Consider the following 23,775-nt stretch of genomic DNA (forward strand, 5'->3'; position numbering starts at 1 on the left):
GCGGTTGCAAGAAACGAACTCCGGACGCGGCGGCAACGGAATTCATACTTCTCCAATTCACAGGTTTTCGGTGATCCGGCCTGGGAGCTTGTGCTTGAAGCCTATATCGCAACGGCTGAGAACCGATGTGTTGCCTTATCGGATCTGGAGAATGGCCTGCGTAAACCGCATCAGATTATAACCAGATTGGCGGCAATTCTGGAAGTAGAAGGTTATGTCGAGCGATGCCGCTCGCACAAAAACTTCGACCTTGGTTGCGTGAAGTTGACCAATCACGCAGCTGCTCTGTGTGAGCAATGTTTGGATTTGAAACTTGGTGGATTTGTATAAAATGGTTCGCCACCGCTTCGGTCGCCCCTCCGGTAACGCGCTGTTGAGGTCAATCATCCAGCCTCTGGTCAGCCGCCTTCGGCGGACGGATTGCATCGGTCGCCTGGGAGGAACGCAATTTGCCGTGCTCCTCACATCTACCACCGAAGCCAAAGCATTGCGTGCGACGGAAGAAATGCAAAGAGAAATGGAGCAAACCAATACGAAGATATTTTTCGATGTGGGCTATTGCGAGATATCGGCGGGAATGGGAGTTTGTGATGACTGGCTCAAGCAGGCGGACATTATTCTTCTCGATGCAAAAACAGCGGGCCGCAACGCATTTGACGAAGATTCTGACAGGCAACACGACTTGGTGAGTTGATCCCAATAGCAGCATTCTCAGCGACCGGCCAAATGGGATCCATGTGCAGGCAGCGCGGCTACCTGATGGTCGCTGTCAGGCCGTGGCTTGGGCTATCGCTGATTGACGAAGCTATCGCCGAGATGCTTGACTCCGGAGCGCAAAAGATAGTTTAGTTGCGAAAGGGAACAATGCATGCCAATTTGCATTGACGGCGCATTTTCAAGCAAAGGAACTGATCATGGCAACAGCAATCCAAACCCATGAATCCGCAATGGGCGTTGGCCCCGGATTTTCGATCCCCGACCCGCATGATATAGCAAGTCTGAAAGGTGTCGTGTCCGATGTAGAGTGGCAGTTGCGCTGTGATCTGGCGGCGACGTACCGGCTTTGTGCCATGCATGCCTGGACCGATTTGGTATTCACTCATATTTCTGCCCGCTTGCCCGATGAAGACGGCGAGGAGCGGTTCCTGATCAATCCTTATGGCGTGCTGTTTGACGAAATGACCGCATCCGCATTGGTGAAGATCGACCTCAACGGCAATATCAAGCAGGACACACCCTATTTCACCAACCCCGCCGGCTTTACCATCCATAGCGCTGTGCACAGCGCTCGCGAGGATGCGGGATGCGTCATTCATGTCCATACGCCTTATGGCATCGCTGTGTCCGTGCAGAAGGCCGGGCTCAGACGCTACACCCAATTTTCGCTGCAGATCAATGATGACCTCGCCTATCATGATTATGAAGGCATAGCGCTCGATCTGGACGAGCGGGACCGGTTGATCAATGATCTCGGTGAGAAGAACCTGTTGATCCTGCGCAACCACGGTACTTTAACCGTCGGAGAGAATTGTGCGATTGCCTTTCTGCGCATGTATATCCTCGAAAATGCCTGCAAGACACAGATATTGGCGCAATCGGTGGGCGGCGAAGAGCATCTCCATGAAGAGAGCGCCGAAATGGCGCATCGCGTGCACCAGCAGGCTTCTGCCGCGTTTCAGAAAGGATTTGGCGATAATCTGATCTGGCCGGGCCTGATGCGGAAATTGCAGCGCACCAATCCGGGATATGATCACTAGGCCAAGGCGCTAGAGATCAAAGGGCTGGCGGGAGAGAATCTCGACTTTCTTGTTCTCGAAGACGGCGGATCCCAGTTCTTGTTTTTTCTCCATCAGGAGACGATCGCGCTGGCGGACCATCTCGATGATTGGATCGTGAAATTGCTGGACCGCTGCGGTAAGCCAGTCGTTGACCAGCGGATCACCCGGCGCACCGGTCATGTCATAGTTGCGCAGCTTTGAAGTGATGGCTTCTGCCGGCATCATATATTCGTATGTGACCCAATAGTTGGTGGTGAACCAGCTGATCGGCATGCCATCAAGGCCAAAGCTCAACGCGCCAAAATGGACGACGCCTTGCGTCTTCTTGCCATTGGGTAGTTTGGCGGGCGGTTGGTAATAGGGTTCGACATCATCAAACATGTCAAGCGGCAGGAACATGTGGAAATGGCCATGTTCGCCTTCTTCGCGCTCTTCCGGTTTGTGCGCATGGTAAAACCAGCGCGACTTGTTGCCAGGTGCGATGCAATCCCCTTTGGGGTAATGCTGATATTGAACGAAAGGGGCGTCTGCCGGTACCACTCTGGGTACTAGCGAGACGCCCTCTCTAGCTATCTGGCTGGTAAGCTCAAATAGCCTTTCTAATGCATTTTTCAATGCTGAATAAGCTGAGCTTACTCGGTAACTGCGTCAGCAGCTGCACAAGTCGCATCATCAGCAGCACATGTTGCTGCATCAGCTGCACAACCAGCTGCACAAGCAGCACAATCAGCTGCACATGTAGCTTCTTCAGCAGCACATGTAGCTTCTTCAGCTGCACAATCAGCAACAACTGCTGCATCTTCAGCTTTTTCTGCACATGCGGAAAGAGCAGGAACAGCAAGTGCAAGGCCGCCGGCTACAGCGAGCATTTTGCGGAAGTTGGTTTCTGTATTCATTAAAATATCCCCTTTGGATGAACTAGACTTGCCCCTTTATTCGCAAACGGGTGAGCAAGGCAAGCCCATTTCGTAAATATTGCATTAATCTCGCAGAAATCTGTCGATAATTGACCAAATATTATCGCTGCGAGATGCGAATAGCCGTCCCAAATGCCGGGCTTTTGGGTTGCTATCTCTCCACACCGCGAATCTTTCCCCACTGCCGCGCTACGGTATAGCCCAGATATCCCGTACCGAAGAGCGCATAGAGTGGCTCGGGGATGCCGGCGAGATATGCGTTCATGCCAGCGGCAATGTCGCGGGCGGCATCGGGACGGAACGCAGCGATCAGCCCCATCGGGATAGACCAGAGCAGCAGAAGATACATCACATAGAGAAAGCTGGGACGCGCCCGGCTGGTCCACGGGTCGGCTGATTGCGCCTCAGCCAATATGGCCGACATTTGCACGCGCACTTCTTCCAGCTCCTGACTGCCTTCCAGTTTGAGAAGTTCCAGCTTGGCCCGATCACGCGCTTCCTTGTCCGGAATGATTTTGTCTATGATGTTTGAAACGGGGCCGATAAGTGTCGAGATTATGGACATTTTGCAGGTTTCCTTTCGATGTGTCAGATTTCAAAGTTCGTCAAAGTTCGGGCCAATGACGGGTTTTGCAGGGCAGGGAGAAGTTAAGAAAGAGTCTGAAGAACGGCGCCATTCTTGACAAACTTTACACTGTTATGAGCAAAACTATTTTTGGCGGGATTCAGCCGATCCGGTTGGCCAGCCAGCCATATAGAAAGGCCTCGTTGGCCGGACGGGTTTCCGCGAGCTTGATATAGCGGGCACCCTGGAGGGCCTCGATTGCTTTCAGCAATACGGTTTCACCCTCGGATCCCCGTTTGCCGAGAAAAGCCTCTAGCGCGGACAGCGTCTTGCCGCCGATCACTCGATCGACCGCAATATCCTGAAAGTCGCGCCCATTGCGGTTCAACGCATTCAGCGCGCGCTGTAGAAAACCGCTCGCGATTCGGGTTCCCATATTGATCCCGCTGTCAAATAATTCGGCTGCGATATGCGGTGCGTGCCGTGCGATCTGGTCAAAACCGGGGCGATGCCAATATTGGCGTTTGTAGATTGCCGCCGCCTGCGCGCGCGGGAAATGCCGCATTTCGCCAGCATAGCCATGCGCCCGAGCCACAGCCTCGGTAACACCCCAACGCGTGGGGCCTCCCCGGTCCGCCGGATGATCGGAAAAATCGCCTTCCAGGCTGATGACCTTGTCGATCAGTGTGTCGATATTGTGAATATTGGGCATGGGAGAATCACCTTTCTTTCTGGAAAGGCATAAATATAACCTATTTGGTTATCTGTAGGAAAGAGGTGCCGGAAATTGCATATTGGCACGCCGACGATTCGTTTCAGTTTCCGCCCTGGCGCATTTAATAGGTCCTGACCCTAGAGCCGTACAAAATACTTTCTGCTCATTCCGCTCATGACGTCCATATTCATGGGCTTCCCGCTTAAATAATTGCACGATCTACGCAATATTGCGTATCGCGCGGACCATTGCTCTCGTTCAGACACAATGCATGACCTGGAAAACAATCCGCCTTGAACTGGCCCGAACCGCTGACTATCCCAATGGCTCGTCAGCCCATGCATATGTCTTTCGCGTTCCGTTGAACGACGAAGGCTTCATTGAACCGGAGGCGCTGAAACAAGCTGAAAAGCGGCCTGTTGTGCGCCGGTTCTGGCCAAAGGAAGCTGATCAGAGCGGGGTTGTGATTGCCTCGTCCAAGGGATGGGCCTTTTCCTACAAGGTCGGCGAAGATGATGATGAAGTCATTTTTCGGCTCAAGGATCATCCGCTGAAAGTCGGAGAATATCTGACGATCACAGAAGCGGATGGCAGCGAGTTGCCGTTTCGCGTCATCAGCTGTCACGAATAGGTACAAATTTCGGCCTTATGGGGAAGTCATATGCTGACGAAAATGAAACGGATCGGATATGCATCGGTCGCAGTGCTGGCCCTGACTCTGACCAGCAGTCCTGCGGCAGCAGAATGCGTGATCGGATCGGCACCGCTGTTTGATCCGTTCGCGCCTTATAAAGAACCGGGCGCAATCATACACAAGGATAGCGGTTTCATCTTTCCCGCAACCATCGCGGGGTTTCGTCGCCAATGCGAAATGACAACCGATTTTAGCGGCAATAATTTCGAGATTGGCTATTTGCGCGATTATCAGGATCATGAAATCGAAATCAAGATCGCGATTATCCATCTGGCAGAGTTGAATGCCGAAGATCATTACAAGATCATAAAGCCCGACATGCTCTCGCACTATTCAAGCGCTGCGGTCGTTTCGGAAGGTGATTATTTCGTCTCGGGACGCCCCGACATTGCCGCCTATCAAGGTATTTTTGATGGGGGCAAGGACGGTGTGCCCTGGCATTTCAGCGTGACGGCGCTGGATTATGGTTATTGGGATGCACGTGTCATGGCTTCCTATCCGCTGGAAATCGATACCGCTGCGCAAGAGGCGATCATGGAATTGATCACGGCGTTTCAGTGGCAAACGCCGATCGCCGGCAACAGGGAAGTAGCGGTGCCATGAAACGCATTGCGGTGATTGATGGCCATCCCGATCCAAGCCCAAGCCGTTTTGGTCATGCCATTGTTAGCGCTTATGCCGATGCTGCCCGCGCTGCGGGGCATGATGTGCGGGTTATCCGTCTGGCTGGCCAGAATATCCCGATTCTCGAAAGCCGCAAGCAATGGCTCGAAGAGGATGTGCCCGCCGCCGTCCGCCCCGGGCAGGATGCGATAAAATGGGCAGAGCATATCGTTTTCTATTATCCGCTCTGGATGGGCGATATGCCTGCGATGCTAAAGGCGTTTATCGAGCAGGCTTTCCGCCCCAATTTCGCCCTCGATTATGGCGAGGAGGGTAGCAGTCAACTGCCGAAAAAACTGCTGCGCGGTCGCTCGGCCCGCCTCATTGTCAGCATGGGCATGCCGGCGCTTTTCTATCGCGCCTATTTTGCTTCCCACAGCGTCCGCAGTTTCGAGCGCAACATTTTGAAGCTGACCGGCATTGCTCCGGTTGCTACCTCCTTGATCGGCAATGTGGACAGCAGCGAAAGGCACCGTTTGCGCTGGCTCGAGAAAATCGCTGCCCATGGTGCTGCCGGGGACTGATCGCGGCGCTCTGCCTATCCGTATAAACCCGTATATAGAGCAAGAGCATGGCCAGCTAATCCTGCCAGCACGACCATTCTCGAATGGGAGAGATGATCACAGGAGACAGTTTATGAAATCCGTGCTGCTATATATTGCCGATGATGCGGGCCTGGAGGCCCGGTTCCAAGCGGCGCTTGATTTGACCCGTTCGCTGGGTGGGCATCTCCATTGCCTGCGCGCAAATCCCTATAATCCGCAAATGGCGTTCGATGGCGTCACTGGCATTTCGGTGATGTATGATATCAGCAAATTGTCACGTGAACAGGATGAAAAGCTGCGCGCCGAGATCGAAAAACGGCTGGCTGGTGAAGATGTTTCATGGGATTATCGCGAAGAAAATGTCGATCCATCGCGCGGTCTGTCCAAACATTCTGCTCTGGTTGACATCATTGTTTTGAGTTCTGCCAGTGGTGATAAGGACAATGCACTGCCGCTCGGAATATTGGGTGACGTGTTGTTCAATGCGACGGCTCCGGTCGTGGTCCAGCCGGACAATGTGAAAAAATTTGACGCCTGTGGCGCTGCGTTGGTCGCCTGGAACGGCAGCTTCGAGGCGGGCAATGCCCTGCGCGCTGCCGTGCCGCTGCTGAAAATGGCCAGCGATGTGCATATTTTGACGGTGGAAGAGGACAAGGATCACGATCTGCCGCAACTCGCCGCTTCGGAATATCTGGCCTATCATGGCATCAAATCCGTCATTCACAGCCCACCGGCAGGAAAAGATCGGGTTGATGCGGTGCTGCTGGCGGAAGCGAACAATGTGAATGCCGAATATATCGTCATGGGTGCCTATGGCCACAGCAGGGCGAGAGAGTTTCTGTTTGGCGGCGTAACGCGCAACCTGTTCAAGGACTGTCCCATACCGCTTGTTGTTTCACACTGAATGGACAAGAACCCCTTCAAAGATAGAATATATTTCCTTATGGCAAAGTGCGAATCCTGTGTAGGATCAACATTTTCGCTAGTGGCGATCGGACAGCCGAAGGATAGATTTAACAAGTGCGTGAAACGATCGCCTATCACAATGGTCGGCTACCCAATCCGGAGTCCATTCTGGCCGGCCTCCCGAATTGTGTCATGATTGTGGATCGCAATCTGCGCGCTATCAACTGCAGTGTTGCTGGTTTGAACATCCTCGGTGTAGCCAGCATCGCCGAGTTGCCGCACGGCGCGCCGGGAACCTGCGTGGCCCAATCCCATCGGCCCCAGTTTCAGGAAACCGTGGTTCGCGCATTTGATGCCCAACCCGGCAGGCATATCGAGCCGTTCGAGGTGCAACTGGAGTTGCCGGATGGGCGTTCGATGCTGGCAGAATGCAATCTGGCGCCACTGGCCAATCTCGAAGGTGAAATTGACGCCGTCATGATATCCTTTCAGGATCTAACGGCTCTTAGAAAAACCGAAAGCAAACTGGATCAGGCCAATTCCATATTGAAATCAATCCTGACCACCATACCCGATGCGATGGTGGTCATTGATGAAGCGGGTCTGGTCAGCTCTTTCAGCGCCACAGCCGAAAAAATGTTCGGATATGCACAAGGTGAAATAATCGGGCAGAATGTCCAAATCTTGATGCCGGAGCCTTATCGGGCCGCGCATGATGGCTATCTTGCCCGCTATATTCAGACCGACGAAAAGCGGATCATCGGCATCGGCCGAACCGTCGTCGGATGCAAGAAAGACGGCACCACCTTCCCGCTGCAACTGGAGGTTGGAGAAGCGAAGATTGGCGATGAGCGATATTTTACCGGTTTCATCATAGATCTTACCGAGAAAAAACAGACGGAAGCGGAACTCCAGTCGCTGCAGGCGGATCTGGCGCACGCCTCTCGCCTCAGCGCTGTCGGTACCCTGGCGTCCGCTCTCGCCCATGAAATCAATCAACCGCTGACCGCGATCGCCAATTATCTGTCGGCTGCGCGGGATATGATGGATGGCGATTTGGCGGAGAACCGGGAGTTTTTCCTCGAAGCGCTGCAGGAAAGCGTGTCCGAAAGCTTGCGGGCAGGGATCATTGTCCGGCGGCTGCGGGAATTTGTCTCGCGCGGAGAGATCAACCGGCGGGTATTGTCGATTGCCCAGGTGGTGGAAGATGCGACCGTCCTGGGTATGATCGGAGGGCAGGAAAAAGGTGTCCAATTCTCGATTAATATTGCACCGGATACCAATCACGTGTTTGTCGACCGCGTGCAGATTCAGCAGGTGATGGTCAATCTGATGCGCAACGCGATCGAGGCAATGGCCGATAGCCCGCAGAAAAAGCTTCACATCGCTGTGACTTCGATCGATGATGAGCGGGTGGAAATTGCCGTGTCGGATACCGGCACTGGCATTGATCAGGAATTGGGCGACCGGATTTTCGATCCATTCGCCAGTACCAAGGGAACCGGTATGGGCCTGGGCCTTTCGATATGTCGGACGATCATCGAGGCGCATGGTGGAACCATCCGCGCAGAACCCAATCCTGACGGTGGAACCATATTTCGGGTAACGCTGGAAAAAGCAGGGCAGGAGCAAAATGATGACGAATGAACGGCTGGTCTATGTCGTTGATGATGATGATTCCGTCCGGCGGTCAGCCGCATTCATGCTGCGGCACGCCGGATTCAAGGTCGAACCGTTAGAGTCCGGGGTTGCGTTTTTGAAGATGGCCAAGGGTGCGGAGCGGGGCTGTGTCCTGCTCGACGTGCGGATGCCGGAAATGGATGGTCTGCAGGTGCAGCAGCAGATGATCAAGGATGGCATCGATATGCCGGTGGTGATCCTGACCGGCCATGGCGATGTCGAAATCGCGGTGCAGGCGATGCGCGCCGGGGCGATCAATTTTCTCGAAAAACCCTATGAGAAGGAAGCCTTGATTTCAGCGATGGAAGAGGCGTTCTCGCGACTGGAGAATAGTGACCTCAAGGAAATGGCGGCTTCCGAAGCGAAAGTCAGGCTGGCCTGTCTGACCGGGCGAGAACAGGATGTGCTCGACGGTCTGATGTCCGGATATCCCAACAAGACCATCGCTTATGATCTCGGCATTTCGCCGCGGACGGTGGAAATCTATCGGGCCAATATGATGGAAAAATTGCGCGTGCGCAGTCTCGCCGAGGCCTTGCGCATCGGTTTTGCCGCAGAAGGAATGGACCGCCAGGAATCGCAGGCAAAATAGTCGGAACGCGACTGTCTCAGCTTTTCGGGCTTTTCTTGCGTGACAGACAGGCGTGGCAAGGCTTGGCGCAATGATCTTCGCCATTGTCCTGATCGACGGGAATGGACAGGCTCTTTACCGCTCCATCTGCCGAGCATAGTTCGATTGTCATCATGTCCGATTTTGCAGACAGGGGCATCGTCGCCAGCGGCAGGGCAATCACGGCGATCACCAGCCGGCTGATTCTGGATGTTCTGACCTTCACGATCATGGCTGCTCGTCTTCCTCGTCGATCAACACCCGCTGCGCCGCGCCGTCGAGATCATCGAACTGGTCGTTGCGCATCGCCCAGAAAAAGAACACCAGACCGCAGAGCCCCATCAACAGGGCCACCGGTATCAGGATCGCCAGCCCGCTCATTTGGCGGCCCCATTGAGACGCAGGGCATTGCCGACGACGATCAAGGACGACAGCGACATCGCTATCGCGGCGATCAGCGGGGTGACCATGCCGGTGAGGGCCAGCGGCACGGCGAAGATATTATAGCCAATGGCGAGGGCGAAATTCTGATGGACGATCTGCATGGTGCGGCGCGCGACCTTGATCGAAAGCGCCACCGGCATAAGGGATTCGCTGGTAAAGACGGCATCGGCAGCCTGCTGGCCGACGTCGCTGGCGGAACCCGGCGCAATCGAGACATGGGCAGCGGCAAGGGCAGGGCCGTCGTTCAGTCCATCCCCAACCATCAATACTTTGTGACCGCTATCGGTGAGACGGGTGATCGCCTCGACCTTGTCCTGCGGCGAGGCACTGGCTTGGGCAAAAATATTCAGGTTCCGGGAAACTAGCGAAACCGAGCGAATATTGTCGCCGGATATGATCGAAGAAGACAATCCCAGCGCGCGTAATTCTGCAATGGCCTCTGCTGCATCCGGCCGGATCTCGTCTTGCAGCTGGAGCACGACGATATCGCCACCAACGCTTAGCTGACTGGACAGATGGTCTTCCGATCTTTCCGGTTTTCCAAGCATCACGTTCACATGCCCCCAACGCGCAGACATGCCTTCGCCCGGAATTTCCTGGATGTCGTCCAGTGCGGCCGGCTCGATATCCAGCGCCAGCAACCCGGAGCGGATACCCTTGCTGATCGGATGGCGGCTGGCTTGCGCCAGCGCCAGAGTGATCTGTTTCTGCGCGAGGCTCAGGTCATCGAGATTCATCGGAATCGGGTGACCGAGGGTCAGTGTGCCGGTCTTGTCAAAAAGCGCATAGTCGACCTCTGCCAGACGTTCCAGGGCGCTGCCGTCCTTGACCATCACGCCGTTGCGCAGCAACGCGCCCGCGGCCACGACCTGTGCCGCCGGTACCGCGAGGCCCAGCGCGCAGGGGCAGGTAATGATCAGCACCGCGACCGCTATCAGCAACGACTGGTGCCAGCCGGCTCCGGCGAACATCCAGTACATAAAGGCCAGAAGGGCAAGGCTGTGGACCACCGGCGCATAGAAACGGGCCGCCCGATCGGCGACGCGGACATAGAAGGAGCGGCGCTGACCGGCTTCGTCCATCAACCGGGTAATGTCCGATACACTGGTGTCTTCGCCAGTGGCCGTTATCCGCACAATGACGGGTGATGACAGGTTCAGCGTTCCGGCCAGAACCAGATCCCCTTTGCCTCTGGGCTGCGGTTCGCTTTCACCGGTCATCAGCGAGCAGTCAAAGCTGCTCGAACCCGATATGATCACGCCATCTGCGGCGAGATTTCCGCCAGCTGCAACCATCATCTGCATGTCCGGTTGCAAATCCCTGGCGGCGACCCAGGTGGTTTTGCGATCATTGCCGATAACCATCGCGCCAGGGGCGGTTTGCTTCAGCAGTGCACCAATGCCTTCGCGGGCCCGGTCTCGCATCATCCCGTCCAATACCCGCCCCGCGAGCAGGAAGAACAACAGCATCACCGCTCCGTCAAAATAGGCATGGGCACCGCCGGTTGCGGTTTCATACAAGCTGAGACCGGTTGCCAGCAATATGCCGATCGAGATCGGCACATCCATATTGGTCCGGCCGTAGCGCAGCGCCATGGCCGCAGACGCAAAAAATGGCCGCCCCGCATAAGCGATCACCGGAATGGCGATCAGCGCGGAAAGCCAGTGGAACAGGTCCCTGGTGACACCGGTTGCACCGGACCAGACGCTGACCGACAACAGCATGATATTCATCATCCCGAAACCGGCAACCGCGAGCGCGCGGATCAGCTTGTCGGTGCTGCCCTTTTCTTCGGCCAGCGGGTTGTCAGCGAGAATCTGGGCTTCGAAACCCAGGGTCTCGATCTTGCGTTTGAGCTGGTCGTCATCCCATTCCGGCAGATGCGTTATCGCCACTTGTTTGGTCGAGAAATTGACCCGCGAAGAAAGGATACCGGGCGCGCCGTTGAGACCATTTTCAATTTTCGAGATACAGCCGGCGCAGCGGATTGCAGGCACGGCGAAGCGGGACACAATCGATTGCGATGGACCGGTGCTGGCAGGGGTAATGGCGTTCACCAGATATCCCGAACCACACGCATGTTCTTGTCATCCTGGGTGATGACGATCTTCAATTTCCAGCGGCCCGCAGGCAATGTCTGGACGCTTTGATATTCCCCTGCGCCGGCCTGGGTGAAACTGACCTCGAACGGTTCGGATTGACCAATGGGATGTTCGGCAATGGCCACCATCGTTGCGCCCTGCAAGCCAGCACCATCGGTGGTGGTGATGGCGATGCTGGCCTTGCCCGCTTTTCGCACAGCCGGTGACACGGTCCAGCCATTGGCTTGCTGATGTCTGGCCTGTTCGAGCCACTTGTTATATTTCTGGCTCGCGACATAGCTGTTGTCGACGACGGTGCCGCTGAAGGTGGACAGGGCAAATTGCGCCATGACCAGATTGACGGCTACTACCACCGCGAAAAAACCGACGATCATCATCGTGGCATGATAGCCGGTGAATTTTTTTACGGGGGAGGGTTGCTCGCTCATTCGCCTGTCTCCGGTCTTTCGAAAAATACTTCGTCGATGTCCTTGGCCTCGGCATCATCGGCAGCGGTAACGGTCAGTGCGAATTCTTCCCGCGCCGGCCCTGCACTGGGCGCGGCAACGTAGAGCCGCAGTCTGGCGATGCTATCAGCAGGAACCTTGGTGACCAGCGTCTGTCCGGCGGCTTCCCGTGATCCGGCATTGGACCACATGACCGCACCGTTGAGTTCGGTCATGCCGATAATCATGTTGCGCGGGCGATTTTCCATGTTGCGCAGATTGATCGTGTAGCTGTTGCGGACATGGCCGTCGGCGAGCTGGACATAGACCGGGTTGCGGTCATGATTGGCGCTGATGTCGATGCGGGTTCGATTGCCGACCGCGAACAGCATCGCCAGCCCGATCGTACCCCAGATCGTGGAATAGAGGATCGTACGGGGACGAAACAGGGTTTTCAGAATCGGCGCGTGCGGTTTTCCGGCTTTTTCGAGCTCTGCATCTTCCAGTGTGGCATAGTCGATCAACCCGCGGGGCCGCCCGACCTGATCCATCACCTTGTCACAGGCGTCGATGCACAATGCGCAGGTGATGCAGCCGATTTGGGGTCCTTCGCGGATATCGATGCCGGTCGGGCACACCGATACACATTGATTGCAGTCGATGCAGTCGCCAAAACCGCCCGGCTGGGCTTCCGCCTTCTTAACGCTGCCGCGCGGTTCGCCGCGCCAGTCCTTGTAAGTAACGGTCAGCGACTTTTCATCCATCATCGCGGTCTGGATGCGCGGCCAGGGGCACATGTAGATACACACTTGCTCGCGCATGAAGCCGCCGAAAATGAATGTCGTCATCGTCAATACGCCGACCGTGGCATAAGCGACAAAGGCCGCCTGACCAGTCCAGAAGTCGGCAACCAGGGTTGGCGCATCGGCGAAATACATGATCCACGCGCCGCCGGTCCAGAAACCGATAAACAGCCAGACCGACCATTTCAGCAGGCGCTTGCCGATTTTCTTCGGTCCCCAGGGCGCGTCCTGCAGCCGGAACTGGGCATTGCGGTCACCGTCGATGGCGCGCTCGACATGCTGGAACAGGTCGGTCCACACGGTTTGCGGGCAGGAATAGCCGCACCATGCCCGGCCGACAGCAGACGTGACCAGAAAAAGACCGATTCCCGCCATCACCAGCATACCCGCGACAAAATAAAATTCATGCGGCCAGATTTCGATGCCGAACATGTAGAAGCGCCGGTTGGCGAGATCGACGAGTACCGCCTGATTGGGGGCATAAGGCCCGCGGTCCCAGCGGATCCACGGCGTGACATAATATATGGCGAGGGTGATCGCCATGATCACCCATTTCAAACGCCGAAATGTGCCATCGACCGCCTTGGGATAGACATTTTTGCGCGCTTCGTAGAGTTTCAGCTCCGGATCGAGAATTTCCTTAGGATTGCTCATCTTCCCCGCTCTCAACCTTGGCTTCAGCCGCTGGCTCAGCGACCGGCGCCTTTTCACCCCCTCCCAGAGAATGGACATAGGCAGCCAGCATCCGGATCGTTGCCGGGTCGAGCCGTTGTCCCCAGCGCGGCATTACGCCGTAGCGGGCATTGGTAATCGTCTCGGTCAGCGTGGCACGGTCGAGGCCATAGAGGCTGATCGCATCGGTGAGATTGGGCGCGCCCTGAACGCGGTCGCCCTTGCCATCCGGTCCGTGACAGACTGCGCAATTGGTTTCGAACAGAGCCGCGCCGCGCCGGGCAGCAGCGCTTTGTTTTTCACGTCCCGACAATAGCCGGACGTAAGAAACCAGATCCTGAATTTCATTCGACTGCAATATGCCGTCCTTGCCGAAGGCGGGCATTTGCGAGAAACGGGTTTTGTCATGATCCGGGTTTCGGATACCATGGCTCAGCGTATATTCGATCGCGGTCAGATCGCCGCCCCAGAGCCAGTCATCATCATTGAGATTGGGGTAGCCCTTTGAACCGGCTGCACCGGAGCCGTGGCATTGTACGCAGTGGACCTTGAACGCGGAGCGGCCGCCTTCAATCGCCTGTTGCAGCAATTGCGGATCGTTGCCGATCGCTTCGATATCTTGAGAAACCAGCGCCAGCCGGACCGGCTCCAGCTGCTTTTGTCGCTCCGCCACCTGCATGGCATAGTCGCCGCGGCTGCTCCAGCCGAGCAGCCCTTCGCTAGCCGAGTGCAGCATCGGGATCGCCGGGTAGAGAATGACATAGCCGATCGCCCAGATGATGGTGGCGTAAAAGGTCAATACCCACCAGCGCGGCATCGGTGTGTCGAGTTCCTCGATACCGTCCCATTCATGGCCGACGGTTTCGGTGCCGGTAGGTTCATCAACGCGTTTTTTCTCAGACATCGTTTTTGTCCTCGTCAAAAATCATATGGGCTGCTTCTTCGTGATTGCGTCCGGCGCCGGGACGAAAGGTCCATCCTATCAAGGTCAGAAAGATCAGACCCATGAAAATCAGGCCCCAGCTATCGGCGAAATGGCGTAACGCGTCATAGCTCATCGGGGCAGCTCCTGTGCTTCACCCGCCTCGAAATCGACCAATGTGCCGATCATCTGCAAATAGGCGATCAGAGCGTCCATTTCGCTGAGCTTGTCAGGATTGCCATCAAAGTCGCGGACCTGCACCTTGGGATAGCGTTTCTCCAAGTCGGTTGAACTGGCCATCGGATCGACCTGGGTCAGCAGGTCCTCATTGGCTTTTTCAATCGCTTCCTCGGTATAGGGAACACCAACGCGCTTCAGGGCGCGCAGATGACCGCTCATGTCGCCCGGGTTCAGATCCTTTTCGGCCAGAAAGGCATAAGGCGGCATGATCGATTCCGGCACAACGGCGCGCGGATCGGTCAGATGCTGGACATGCCAATCATCCGAATAACGTCCTCCAACCCGGGCCAGATCCGGCCCGGTGCGCTTTGAACCCCATTGGAATGGATGATCATACATGGATTCCGCTGCCAGGCTGTAATGGCCATAGCGTTCCACTTCGTCGCGGAACGGCCGGATCATCTGGCTGTGGCAGACGTAGCAGCCCTCGCGGACATAGATATTGCGACCGGCCAGCTCCAGCGGAGTATAAGGCCGCACGCCCTCGACTTTTTCGACCGTATTGTCGATCCAGAAAAGCGGTGCGATCTCGACGATCCCGCCGATCGTTACGGTGACCAGTGCGAGTACCGCCAGAAGGGTGATATTGCGTTCAATCTTCTTATGTTTTTGCGTGAATGTGGTCATGATATTATCTCCCTCACTCTGCCGGAACCGCGACCAGCGGCTTGTCAGCGGCCTCGTCATGAGGTGTTTCGGTCATTGATTTTTCATCCCGGAGCTTGCCGGCAATCGTCATCCAGACATTATAGACCATCACCACCGCACCAGCGAGATAGAGCAGGCCTCCGGCTGCACGGATCAGATACATTGGGAACATCGCCGAGACGACCTCACTGAAGGCGTAGACGAGATAGCCGTCGTCGCCATATTCGCGCCACATCAGGCCCTGCATGATACCGGCGACCCACATCGAAGCGATGTAGAGAACGATGCCGATGGTCGCGAGCCAGAAATGCCAGTTCACCATCCGCAGGCTATAGAGTCTGGGGCGACCCCAGAGGCGCGGCACCATGAAGTAGAGGGCGGCAAAGGTGATCATGCCGTTCCAGCCGAGCGCGCCACTGTGGACATGACCGATGGTCCAGTCGGTATAATGCGACAGGCTGTTGACCGACTTGATCGACATCATCGGACCTTCAAAGGTGCTCATGCCGTAAAAGGCGAGGGCCAGCACCATCATCCGGATGATCGGATCGGTGCGGATCTTGTCCCAGGCGCCGTTGAGCGTCATCAGGCCGTTGATCATGCCGCCCCAGCTTGGCATCCACAGGATGATCGAGAAGACCATGCCCAGTGTCTGCGCCCAGTCGGGAAGCGCGGTATAGTGAAGATGGTGCGGACCGGCCCAGATATAGAGGAAGATCAGCGACCAGAAATGGATGATCGACAGGCGGTAGCTGTAGACCGGACGCTCTGCCTGTTTCGGCACGAAATAATACATCATGCCAAGGAAACCAGCGGTCAGGAAAAAGCCGACCGCGTTATGGCCGTACCACCACTGGGTGAGCGCGTCCTGGACACCGGCAAAGGCGCTGTAGCTCTTCGCACCGAGCAGGCTGACCGGCATGGCCAGGCCATTGACCAGATGCAGCATCGCCACGGTCAATATGAATGCGAGGAAAAACCAGTTGGCAACATAGATATGCGGTTCCGAGCGTTTGACGATCGTGCCGATGAACACGGCTGCATAGCTGACCCAGACGATGGTAAGCCAGATATCGACATACCATTCGGGCTCGGCATATTCCTTGGACTGGGTGACGCCCAGAAGATAACCGGTGGCGGCCAGCACGATGAACAGCTGGTAACCCCAGAAAACAAAGCGGGCGAGGCCGGGGAAGGCCAGCCTCGCCCTGCAAGTGCGCTGGACGATATAGAAACTCGTCGCGATTAGCGCATTGCCTCCGAAAGCGAAAATAACGGCAGAGGTGTGGAGCGGACGGAGCCGCCCGAAAGTGGTATATTCCAGCCCCAGATTGAGCACCGGAAAGGCCAGCTGCAGGGCGATATACAGCCCAACCGCGAAGCCCGCCATGCCCCAGAATAATGTCGCGATAACCCCCCAACGGATTGGATCGTCGTCATATTTTCCGGGATCGGCGGGAGCGTTCAATATCCCGCGACCGATGGCGGCATAGTCAGCCTTGCTGATCGTCACAAAAAGCGCGATCAGGCAAGCCGCCATGATGATCCCCATGTGAACGGCAAACCCCCCATCGACAGCCATGACCATCGCAATGAATGCCAAAAACACGAGCACCAGCCAACCGCCGGCCTTCACCAGTAAATTATCCATAACGTCCTTCCCCGTTCTATAGGAAGGGCGCTAGCAGCCTGCCGGTTGCGGCCATATCAGGAGATTTACGTAGTTCGACAATCCGCTGGCAAACAAGCGCTCAGTCAACGGCGATTTTGGCCCATACTGGCAGGTGATCGGATGCCTTGCGGGAGGAGGGGCTGTCGTGAACACCCGCCTCAAAGGACTGGATTCCGTCCGAGTGCATGATCCGGTCGAGGGTTGCGATGGGACCGCGGGAATGAAAACTGCGGCCGCAAGGGACCATCTGGAAAGCCTTGGTAAAATCTTTCAAACAGCCACCGGCCGCGCTCCATTCGTTGAGGTCGCCCATCAGCAGAACCGGCACATCCTTTTGCTTTTCCTGCGCGAGCTTGATGATCGCTGCGGCCTGCCGCCTGCGCCACAGGCCGGACAGGTCAAGATGCATGCCGAAAACCGCCAGCTGTTTTCCCTGCAGTTCGAAATGCGCCATGATCGCGCCGCGCGGTTCGAGGCAGGGGATGTGCATGATGTCATTGGCCAGCACCTCGACCGATTTCCGAACCAATATCGCATTGCCATGCCAGCCCATTGAATCAATCTGCACGTCGAGCGGAATCGCGCGATAGTCGCTGTGCATTTCCAGCAGTTTTTCGGGTATGGCTGCGGCCCTTGCGCCAAAGCGGCGATCGGCCTCTTGCAACGCGATTATGTCGGCATCCATCTCGTTCAGCACGTCGACGATCCGGCCGGGATTGCGCCGCCGATCCGTACCAACTGCCTTGTGAATATTATAGCTCGCGACCTTGAACATTGTCTGTTTTTAGCAGGTCAGAAGGGATTCAGAGTGAAACCATGCTGCTGCAGCAAGGCGTGGGCGGTCATTGCGGAGAGCGACATTTTGACGCCGGGAAGAAGGTCGGCATTGCTGATGCCATGGGCCGCCGCACTTTGGCCACACAGGTGAAATTCGACGCCATGTTGCTGCAGTTGCGCGATCGCGGCGGCGCTGGCATTTTCCTTGCCGTCCTTGTGCGCGGCAAAAAATTCCTGACTGGTCAGGTCGAACGAGGCACCGCCATGGACAACGATCGCGAGATGAATATTCTCTTCCGGCACGCCGGCGGCAACCTGCATGTTGATGAAACGGGCGGCGCTTTCGATCGTGCGATTGAGCTTGCCCGGTTCGGCGGCATCCTTGACGTCGAAGGCAATGTGAAACAGCGTATCTTTCGCAACCGGTTCGTCCATCTGAACCGGAGCGGTGGCGCCGAAATCTTCAAAAACCGGACCGGTCTTGAAATTTTCCATCTGGGCCGCTGCCGGTTGGGCGAGGGCCAATAAGGGCAGCAGGGCGACGAGACAGGATTTTCGCATTTTCGTTCCAGTTCAGTTTGATATTTGAGTCACATATAGCGCGTCTTCAATAGCCGATCGCCTGACCATCTTTGCGCATTTCGGTTGCGCCGGTATAAACGCCGGTCTCTGGATCACGGACGATCGCCTGATAGCCGCCAAACATTGCGCCATTGCTCACGACTTCGACATTATGCCCCATGGCCTTGAGGCGCTCGATGGTTTCGGTCGATATACCCGGTTCGACGTTGAGTATACCCAGAAGATCGGCGCCGGTTCCGGCCAGGTCATCGGTCGGCTGACGGCCGCCATCATGATTTAACCGGGCGGCGTCGCCTGCTTCCTGCAGGTTCATGCCATAATCGACCAGATTGATCATCACCTGAACATGGCCCTGCGGCTGCATACCGCCGCCCATCAGGCCAAAGGACATATAGGGTTTGCCGTCCTTCTTCATGAAGGCGGGAATGATCGTCTGGAACGGGCGCTTGCCCGGCGCATAGGCATTGGGATGTTTGGCATCGAGCGAATAAAGCTCGCCGCGATCCTGAAACATGAAGCCAAGGCCGTCGGCGACGAGGCCGCTGCCCATGCCGCGATAATTGGACTGGATCAGCGAGACCATCATGCCGTCCTTGTCGGCGACGGTGAGATAGGTCGTATCGCCTTCGCCTTCCAGCTTGGGCTCGCCCGGCCCGAATTCCGGCGTCGCTTTTGCCGGATCGATCAGCACGAAACGCTCCTTGCCATAGGCATCCGAGAGCAGCCAATCGAGCGGGGCAGGGGAGACATCGGGATCGGCGTAAAAGCGCGCGACATCCTCGAACGCCAGCCGTTTGGCCTCGGTAATATAATGCAATACTTCAGCGCTGCCGCGCGGCCATTGCGCGAGATCGACATTTTTCAGGATATTCGCCATTTGCAGCGCCGCGAAGCCCTGCGAGTTTGGCGGCAGTTCGCACAATTCATAGCCCTTGCGATAATCGACGCAGCCCGGTTCGACCCATTTGCTGCTGTGCGCGGCAAGATCTTCATAGCGCAGATTGCCGCCAATCCGTTTGAAATAGGCGTCGATGGTTTTGGCAATGTCGCCCTTGTAGAAGGCATCGCGGCCGCCAACGGCAATCTTGCTCAGCGTATTGGCAAGGTCCGGATTCTTGAATATCTCTCCTGCCTTGGGCGCGCCGTTCTTGAAATAGGTGGCCCGCGCATTGTCAAAATCGCCGATCATATCGAGGCTCTGCTCGAAACGGCTGAGATTGCTTTCCAGATAATAGCCGATCACCGGCGCGACCGGATGGCCTTCTTTGGCATAGGCGATGGTCGGGGCCAGAATATCGGCCATGCTCAGCTTGCCAAATTTCTCATGCATTTCAAACCAGGCATCGACTGTGCCGGGAACGGTCACCGGCATCGGACCAAATGGCGGAATCGTCTTGCTGCCCTTGAGCTGTTTGATGAATTGCTTGTAGCTGGTCCCCATCGGGCTTTTGCCGGAGCCGTTCAGACCATATAATTTCTGCGTCTTGGGGTCCCAGATTATCGCAAACAGATCGCCGCCCATTCCGTTGCCGGTCGGTTCCATCAGGCCGAGCGCGGCATTGGCCGCAATCGCCGCATCGACCGCCGTGCCGCCTTTTTTCAAGATATCGAGGGCGATCTGGCTGGCCAGCGGATGGGCCGTCGCCGCCATGCCATGCTGAGCATAGACCGGACTGCGCGACCAGGCTTCACCAACCGGCCGTCCACCGCCGCCGATTTCCAGAGCAGGTTTTTCGGCAGATTCTGGTTGCTGGGCATAGGCGGGGACAAAGGTCAAAGCCGTCAGAGCGAGGGTGGAAAGGAATAAGGTGCGCATATCATGATCCGTCCTGCAGGAATAAACGCCTCGCCATTTGCGAAGCTGTCGAAATATTCACTCTAGACACTCTGCTTCCGGCATCAAGTCCGAACGTTGGCCATTGTCTCAATTTTCATTCCTGCTTTGGGTCGTGGCGAACGTCCAACCGCATCGAGTGCAATATTCGTTATCGGTGCGAAAGCGGACATTGCGGAGCCAGAAGCTGTCGGTCAGCTGGCGCCTGTTCGAACATTGCCTCTGCGGTCCTGATTGCCAACGTGAATATGGCGGTGTAATGGCCGGACATGTCCAAAGCTGATCGACTTGACCGCCTAGATGCCCGTCGTACAGAACTTGAAGCGGAATATGCTGCTGCGCTCATCGACGCATTGCAAATAGCCGCCTCGGGCAAATCGGGCTTGTTTGACCATAGTGGGGATCGCAGGACACGCTCAGCCATGGCTCCGACGATCGACAATCTGAATGAAATAGGTCAGGAGATAGACAAGGCGAGGGAAATACTCACCATGCCCCCATATGAACTCCAACAGCAATTCCTCGCCTCACGCGGCCCGGTCGGCCCGCAGGCCGTCGGCGAGCCCAAGCAAGCGCGGGCGTGGCTTGATCGCCTTGCTCTTGCTGTCGAGAATGAAGGCAGCTAAGTCCGAAACGTCGCCAGATACTGCCATTAGGCTAGCCAACCGGTTGTTGTCGTTCGCAGACGCTTGAACGTTCGGGATGGCATTGAAGCGGTCAGTCCGCTGCCGGCGGAGCGAGTAGCCCGATCGCGGCCTTTCGTCGGGCTGCTTTTCTAGCGCGTTACGCGTGGTATCCTGCCTCTCGACCGGCAGTTCTGATATTCCCCCTCTGCTCAAATTCTTTGCAGGATACGCTCCTGGTTGCGTCAATTCTGCACGGAAAATCCTATGCGCGGGAAATGAACAACGACCTGGCCGGCTTGGGAATCTTCGCGGCTGATCGAGACATGATGTTCGGACGAGCCCACAAACAGTCCATTAACCGCGTCGCGTCCATAGTCGTCGGCGGCAACAGTCACCCTCTTACCTTCGAGTTCGGCGTCCCGAGGTGCAACTTTGCTGGCCATCGGCTCGGTTGTCCGCGCAATATCGAGCGCGTCCTCGCGGCTCATCGCCGATCGCTCGCCATGGCCAATCGCCTTTACTCTCTCCAACCATTCAGGCACGTGAGGCATGTTCTCAAACAGGCTTGCCGCTGGTGGAAAGGCAGACCGGATGAACCACAAGTTGTAATAGCTATTTGCATCAACCAGTCCGGCGCGGTCGCCGGTCAGGAACCTGCGCCCGTCTGCAAGCTGATCGGACAGCAATGCCACATGTGCACGCATCTGCGCTTCCATGTGGGGCACCGCGGCCTGCATGGCGACCGGGTCAAACGAACGCCCGGAAAGGGCTACGCGGTCGTTTACAAAAGCGGCCGGAACTTTGTCACCGAGGCCCCCAAAGATGATCGCAACCGCCGCTTGGAATATTGTGCGGTCCGACCACATCGCATTGGCGTATGCCAGGCCGTGGTCGCCCTGCGGAAACAACGTTGGTTCAGGAAATCGTCGTTCAAGTTCCCGGACGATTAGCTGGCTGTCACAGTAAATGTCTGCACCGATCTGCATGACCGGAATACGGCGATATCCGCCCGTCAGGGCCACAAGTTCGGGCTTGGGCATGATCACCGGTTGATCGACAGCAGCCCAAGCCAGCTTCTTGATGCCAAGGCAAACGCGCACTTTCTCTGAAAATGGTGAGCTGTCATATTGGTGAAAAAGAATGTCAGGCACTGTGGTCATCTCCGGAATCATGGACAGTGGATGAAGGATTTAGCAGAAGCGGTCAATTGATCCCGCACAGCGAGTGTAAGTTCGGTCGCGGCCGGGGTTCTAAATCTTCGCCGCGGAGAGGCTCGGCGTGAGCAACCGCGGCCAACCGGAAATTCACCCTCAGGCACAAGCGGAATACGGTAACGCTTGACTTGGTCGCAAAAACACCTATGTTGCATTGCAGCAAAGGCGGCAATTGATATTGACCGTCTGGCGAGAGTTCTGCGTGAGAGGTGACAAGATCATCTCGAACCTATCGCCTTCATTGCTTCTTTCTTTCCGGCAGCCTGATCACGCGGGTCGTCTTAACAGACGGCGAACACGCGTATAGCTTCCATGCTGTGCGCTGGAAACTTGCTGCTATTACAAGGTATTAAAATTGACTAACTTTTCTGATTTCGCTCTGGCGGAACCTATTCAAAAACTCGTGGCTGCAAGCGGCTACACGACTCCTTCGCCAATTCAGCAACAGGCTATTCCGCCAGCGCTGGAAGGCAAGGACATTCTCGGTATCGCGCAAACCGGTACCGGCAAGACCGCCGCTTTCTCGCTGCCTTCGATCCATCACCTGTTGAACGACAAACGCCGGGCCGGACGCTATGAATGCCGGATGCTGGTATTGGCGCCGACGCGGGAACTCGCACGGCAGATTGCCGACAGCATGACCGGCTATTCCAAGGGTCTCGGCCTGTTCATCACCTCTGCCTTTGGCGGCGTGCCGATCAACCGGCAGAAGCGCATATTGGAACGCGGCGTCGACGTATTGGTGGCAACACCGGGTCGTCTGCTCGATTTGATCGATCAGCGCTTTCTTACGCTGTCCAAGGTCGAAATCCTGGTGCTCGACGAAGCCGACCAGATGCTGGATCTCGGGTTCATTGTTCCGCTGAAGAAAATCGTTCCGATGCTGCCAAAACAGCGTCAGAGCCTGTTCTTCTCGGCAACCATGCCCAAGACAATCTCGCAACTGGCCGACCAGTTTCTGACCAATCCGATCCAGGTATCGGTTGCGCCGCAATCGACGACCGCCGAACGGGTTGATCAGCGCGTCACCTTCATCAATCAGGATGACAAGCAGCGGCTGCTGAAGGATTTCGTCAACAACGAAAATCCCGATCATATGCTGGTTTTCACCCAGACCAAACATGGTGCTGACAAGGTTGTGAAAAACCTGATGGCGGTTGGCATTCATTCTGCTGCCATCCACGGCAACAAGAGCCAGCCACAGCGCGAACGCGCCTTGGGTGACTTCAAGAAGGGCAAGATCAACATTCTTGTCGCCACCGATATTGCGGCGCGCGGCATCGATGTCGATGGCATCACCCATGTCATCAACTTCGACATGCCCAATGTGTCCGAGCAATATGTCCACCGGATCGGCCGGACAGCACGGGCAGGCGCGAGCGGTATTTCTTACTCGCTGGTGGCACCGGATGAACGGCAATTCCTGCGTGATGTGGTGAAACTGACCGGTGTCAAACCCGATGTCATTGCATTGCCGGAAGGCTATGACGAACCGCCTCGCGAGGAAGTGGCTTCGCGCATCTATGGCCAGAAGCCGAAAAAATATGGCGCAACGCCAACCCGCAATGGACCGCCCAAGAACAAGCATAGCGCCCGTAAAGGCCGTCCTGGTGGCGGTGGTACCGGACGCGGTGGCCCAGGTTCCGGCGCAGGTGCCGGCGCCAAGAGCGACGGACCGAAACATTGGAACAATGGCGCGAAATCGTTCAAACGCCGTCAGGTGCGCAACGCCGACGCCTAG

General features: G+C 56.3%; 27 protein-coding genes and 1 pseudogene. 11 read left to right on the plus strand and 17 right to left on the minus strand.

The genetic code is table 11. The features are described 5' to 3' along the window. From V7665_RS03950 to V7665_RS03960, 3 genes and pseudogenes are all read left to right on the plus strand, one after another. Positions 1-330: pseudogene (locus tag V7665_RS03950) on the plus strand (hypothetical protein); the annotation flags it as partial. Beyond that, positions 317-694 (plus strand): diguanylate cyclase domain-containing protein, encoded by a 378-nt coding sequence (locus V7665_RS03955; protein ID WP_335663282.1) that lies wholly within the window; start codon positions 317-319, stop codon positions 692-694. The pseudogene V7665_RS03950 and the gene V7665_RS03955, both read left to right, overlap by 14 nt. Before the next feature lie 220 nt (positions 695-914). Further along, positions 915-1,757, plus strand: a complete 843-nt coding sequence (locus V7665_RS03960) for a class II aldolase/adducin family protein (RefSeq protein ID WP_335663236.1) — start codon at positions 915-917, stop codon at positions 1,755-1,757. A 9-nt stretch (positions 1,758-1,766) separates the two neighbouring features. On the opposite strand, the gene V7665_RS03965 is transcribed toward V7665_RS03960, so the two are convergent. The 4 genes from V7665_RS03965 to V7665_RS03980 all read right to left on the minus strand — a co-directional run bounded on the left by V7665_RS03965 (position 1,767) and on the right by V7665_RS03980 (position 3,972). Continuing rightward, a complete protein-coding gene (locus V7665_RS03965) occupies positions 1,767-2,393 on the minus strand; it encodes a DUF6969 family protein (RefSeq protein ID WP_442955167.1) in 627 nt (208 codons plus the stop codon). Positions 2,394-2,410: 17 nt separating this feature from the next. After that, positions 2,411-2,674: a hypothetical protein gene (locus V7665_RS03970; RefSeq protein ID WP_442955169.1), complete on the minus strand. Its 264-nt coding sequence runs from the start codon at positions 2,672-2,674 to the stop codon at positions 2,411-2,413. 172 nt (positions 2,675-2,846) lie between these two features. After that, entirely contained in the window at positions 2,847-3,260 is a 414-nt protein-coding gene (locus tag V7665_RS03975; protein WP_335663239.1) for a holin family protein, read from the minus strand. Positions 3,261-3,420: 160 nt separating this feature from the next. Then, positions 3,421-3,972, minus strand: coding sequence for a glycoside hydrolase family 108 protein (locus V7665_RS03980; protein ID WP_335663240.1), 552 nt, complete (start codon positions 3,970-3,972; stop codon positions 3,421-3,423). A gap of 274 nt (positions 3,973-4,246) precedes the next feature. Here V7665_RS03980 and V7665_RS03985 point away from each other — a divergent pair, with 274 nt between their 5' ends. The 6 genes from V7665_RS03985 to V7665_RS04010 all read left to right on the plus strand — a co-directional run bounded on the left by V7665_RS03985 (position 4,247) and on the right by V7665_RS04010 (position 9,055). Continuing rightward, positions 4,247-4,606, plus strand: coding sequence for a hypothetical protein (locus V7665_RS03985; RefSeq protein ID WP_335663241.1), 360 nt, complete (start codon positions 4,247-4,249; stop codon positions 4,604-4,606). Positions 4,607-4,636: 30 nt separating this feature from the next. After that, the gene (locus V7665_RS03990; RefSeq protein ID WP_335663242.1) at positions 4,637-5,272 is read left to right on the plus strand and encodes a hypothetical protein; all 636 of its coding nucleotides are present in this window, start codon (positions 4,637-4,639) and stop codon (positions 5,270-5,272) included. After that, positions 5,269-5,856, plus strand: a complete 588-nt coding sequence (locus tag V7665_RS03995; protein WP_335663243.1) for an NAD(P)H-dependent oxidoreductase — start codon at positions 5,269-5,271, stop codon at positions 5,854-5,856. Before V7665_RS03990 ends, V7665_RS03995 begins: the two co-directional genes overlap by 4 nt. Positions 5,857-5,968: 112 nt before the next feature. Further along, entirely contained in the window at positions 5,969-6,781 is an 813-nt protein-coding gene (locus V7665_RS04000) for a universal stress protein (RefSeq protein WP_335663244.1), read from the plus strand. 116 nt (positions 6,782-6,897) lie between these two features. Further along, entirely contained in the window at positions 6,898-8,430 is a 1,533-nt protein-coding gene (locus V7665_RS04005; RefSeq protein WP_335663245.1) for a PAS domain S-box protein, read from the plus strand. Beyond that, positions 8,420-9,055 (plus strand): response regulator transcription factor, encoded by a 636-nt coding sequence (locus V7665_RS04010; RefSeq protein ID WP_335663283.1) that lies wholly within the window; start codon positions 8,420-8,422, stop codon positions 9,053-9,055. Before V7665_RS04005 ends, V7665_RS04010 begins: the two co-directional genes overlap by 11 nt. Before the next feature lie 16 nt (positions 9,056-9,071). Here the strand turns inward: V7665_RS04010 and V7665_RS04015 are convergent, their stop codons facing one another. From V7665_RS04015 to ggt, 12 genes are all read right to left on the minus strand, one after another. After that, a complete protein-coding gene (locus tag V7665_RS04015) occupies positions 9,072-9,305 on the minus strand; it encodes a hypothetical protein (protein WP_335663246.1) in 234 nt (77 codons plus the stop codon). Beyond that, entirely contained in the window at positions 9,302-9,454 is a 153-nt protein-coding gene (gene ccoS / locus V7665_RS04020) for a cbb3-type cytochrome oxidase assembly protein CcoS (protein WP_335663247.1), read from the minus strand. The genes V7665_RS04015 and ccoS overlap by 4 nt, the downstream gene beginning before the upstream one ends. Continuing rightward, a complete protein-coding gene (locus V7665_RS04025) occupies positions 9,451-11,574 on the minus strand; it encodes a heavy metal translocating P-type ATPase (RefSeq protein ID WP_335663248.1) in 2,124 nt (707 codons plus the stop codon). The genes ccoS and V7665_RS04025 overlap by 4 nt, the downstream gene beginning before the upstream one ends. Then, positions 11,571-12,047, minus strand: a complete 477-nt coding sequence (locus V7665_RS04030; protein ID WP_335663249.1) for a FixH family protein — start codon at positions 12,045-12,047, stop codon at positions 11,571-11,573. Before V7665_RS04030 ends, V7665_RS04025 begins: the two co-directional genes overlap by 4 nt. Continuing rightward, the gene (ccoG, locus tag V7665_RS04035) at positions 12,044-13,501 is read right to left on the minus strand and encodes a cytochrome c oxidase accessory protein CcoG (protein WP_335663250.1); all 1,458 of its coding nucleotides are present in this window, start codon (positions 13,499-13,501) and stop codon (positions 12,044-12,046) included. The genes V7665_RS04030 and ccoG overlap by 4 nt, the downstream gene beginning before the upstream one ends. Next, entirely contained in the window at positions 13,488-14,423 is a 936-nt protein-coding gene (ccoP, locus tag V7665_RS04040) for a cytochrome-c oxidase, cbb3-type subunit III (protein ID WP_335663251.1), read from the minus strand. The genes ccoG and ccoP overlap by 14 nt, the downstream gene beginning before the upstream one ends. After that, entirely contained in the window at positions 14,416-14,577 is a 162-nt protein-coding gene (locus tag V7665_RS04045) for a cbb3-type cytochrome c oxidase subunit 3 (protein ID WP_335663252.1), read from the minus strand. The genes ccoP and V7665_RS04045 overlap by 8 nt, the downstream gene beginning before the upstream one ends. Continuing rightward, positions 14,574-15,308 (minus strand): cytochrome-c oxidase, cbb3-type subunit II, encoded by a 735-nt coding sequence (gene ccoO / locus V7665_RS04050; RefSeq protein ID WP_335663253.1) that lies wholly within the window; start codon positions 15,306-15,308, stop codon positions 14,574-14,576. Before ccoO ends, V7665_RS04045 begins: the two co-directional genes overlap by 4 nt. A 13-nt stretch (positions 15,309-15,321) precedes the next feature. Beyond that, positions 15,322-16,980, minus strand: coding sequence for a cytochrome-c oxidase, cbb3-type subunit I (gene ccoN / locus V7665_RS04055; RefSeq protein ID WP_335663254.1), 1,659 nt, complete (start codon positions 16,978-16,980; stop codon positions 15,322-15,324). 100 nt (positions 16,981-17,080) lie between these two features. Next, positions 17,081-17,776, minus strand: coding sequence for an endonuclease/exonuclease/phosphatase family protein (locus V7665_RS04060; protein ID WP_335663255.1), 696 nt, complete (start codon positions 17,774-17,776; stop codon positions 17,081-17,083). Positions 17,777-17,793: 17 nt separating this feature from the next. Then, a complete protein-coding gene (locus tag V7665_RS04065) occupies positions 17,794-18,339 on the minus strand; it encodes a DsrE family protein (protein ID WP_335663256.1) in 546 nt (181 codons plus the stop codon). 46 nt (positions 18,340-18,385) lie between these two features. Next, positions 18,386-20,176 (minus strand): gamma-glutamyltransferase, encoded by a 1,791-nt coding sequence (gene ggt, locus V7665_RS04070; RefSeq protein WP_335663257.1) that lies wholly within the window; start codon positions 20,174-20,176, stop codon positions 18,386-18,388. A 287-nt stretch (positions 20,177-20,463) separates the two neighbouring features. Between ggt and V7665_RS04075 the strand changes: the two genes are divergently transcribed. Continuing rightward, entirely contained in the window at positions 20,464-20,820 is a 357-nt protein-coding gene (locus tag V7665_RS04075; protein ID WP_335663258.1) for a hypothetical protein, read from the plus strand. Between the two features lie 242 nt (positions 20,821-21,062). Here V7665_RS04075 and V7665_RS04080 read toward each other — a convergent pair whose 3' ends face one another. Continuing rightward, positions 21,063-21,980, minus strand: coding sequence for a glutathione S-transferase family protein (locus V7665_RS04080; protein WP_335663259.1), 918 nt, complete (start codon positions 21,978-21,980; stop codon positions 21,063-21,065). Positions 21,981-22,389: 409 nt separating this feature from the next. On the opposite strand from V7665_RS04080, the gene V7665_RS04085 reads away from it, so the two are divergent. After that, positions 22,390-23,775 (plus strand): DEAD/DEAH box helicase, encoded by a 1,386-nt coding sequence (locus V7665_RS04085; protein WP_335663260.1) that lies wholly within the window; start codon positions 22,390-22,392, stop codon positions 23,773-23,775.

Origin of the sequence: Parasphingorhabdus sp., assembly GCF_036964675.1 — a bacterium.
Taxonomy (GTDB): Bacteria; Pseudomonadota; Alphaproteobacteria; order Sphingomonadales; family Sphingomonadaceae; genus Parasphingorhabdus.

Bases quoted from the DNA above. Each gene is read 5' to 3' on its own strand.
- V7665_RS03960 (WP_335663236.1), top strand. From the start codon at position 915: ATGGCAACAGCAATCCAAACCCATGAATCCGCAATGGGCGTTGGCCCC.
- V7665_RS03970 (WP_442955169.1), bottom strand. From the start codon at position 2,674: ATGAATACAGAAACCAACTTCCGCAAAATGCTCGCTGTAGCCGGCGGC.
- V7665_RS03975 (WP_335663239.1), bottom strand. From the start codon at position 3,260: ATGTCCATAATCTCGACACTTATCGGCCCCGTTTCAAACATCATAGAC.
- V7665_RS03980 (WP_335663240.1), bottom strand. From the start codon at position 3,972: ATGCCCAATATTCACAATATCGACACACTGATCGACAAGGTCATCAGC.
- V7665_RS03985 (WP_335663241.1), top strand. From the start codon at position 4,247: ATGACCTGGAAAACAATCCGCCTTGAACTGGCCCGAACCGCTGACTAT.
- V7665_RS03990 (WP_335663242.1), top strand. From the start codon at position 4,637: ATGCTGACGAAAATGAAACGGATCGGATATGCATCGGTCGCAGTGCTG.
- V7665_RS03995 (WP_335663243.1), top strand. From the start codon at position 5,269: ATGAAACGCATTGCGGTGATTGATGGCCATCCCGATCCAAGCCCAAGC.
- V7665_RS04000 (WP_335663244.1), top strand. From the start codon at position 5,969: ATGAAATCCGTGCTGCTATATATTGCCGATGATGCGGGCCTGGAGGCC.
- V7665_RS04010 (WP_335663283.1), top strand. From the start codon at position 8,420: ATGACGAATGAACGGCTGGTCTATGTCGTTGATGATGATGATTCCGTC.
- V7665_RS04015 (WP_335663246.1), bottom strand. From the start codon at position 9,305: ATGATCGTGAAGGTCAGAACATCCAGAATCAGCCGGCTGGTGATCGCC.
- ccoS (WP_335663247.1), bottom strand. From the start codon at position 9,454: ATGAGCGGGCTGGCGATCCTGATACCGGTGGCCCTGTTGATGGGGCTC.
- V7665_RS04030 (WP_335663249.1), bottom strand. From the start codon at position 12,047: ATGAGCGAGCAACCCTCCCCCGTAAAAAAATTCACCGGCTATCATGCC.
- ccoG (WP_335663250.1), bottom strand. From the start codon at position 13,501: ATGAGCAATCCTAAGGAAATTCTCGATCCGGAGCTGAAACTCTACGAA.
- ccoP (WP_335663251.1), bottom strand. From the start codon at position 14,423: ATGTCTGAGAAAAAACGCGTTGATGAACCTACCGGCACCGAAACCGTC.
- V7665_RS04045 (WP_335663252.1), bottom strand. From the start codon at position 14,577: ATGAGCTATGACGCGTTACGCCATTTCGCCGATAGCTGGGGCCTGATT.
- ccoO (WP_335663253.1), bottom strand. From the start codon at position 15,308: ATGACCACATTCACGCAAAAACATAAGAAGATTGAACGCAATATCACC.
- ccoN (WP_335663254.1), bottom strand. From the start codon at position 16,980: ATGGATAATTTACTGGTGAAGGCCGGCGGTTGGCTGGTGCTCGTGTTT.
- V7665_RS04060 (WP_335663255.1), bottom strand. From the start codon at position 17,776: ATGTTCAAGGTCGCGAGCTATAATATTCACAAGGCAGTTGGTACGGAT.
- V7665_RS04065 (WP_335663256.1), bottom strand. From the start codon at position 18,339: ATGCGAAAATCCTGTCTCGTCGCCCTGCTGCCCTTATTGGCCCTCGCC.
- ggt (WP_335663257.1), bottom strand. From the start codon at position 20,176: ATGCGCACCTTATTCCTTTCCACCCTCGCTCTGACGGCTTTGACCTTT.
- V7665_RS04075 (WP_335663258.1), top strand. From the start codon at position 20,464: ATGTCCAAAGCTGATCGACTTGACCGCCTAGATGCCCGTCGTACAGAA.
- V7665_RS04080 (WP_335663259.1), bottom strand. From the start codon at position 21,980: ATGACCACAGTGCCTGACATTCTTTTTCACCAATATGACAGCTCACCA.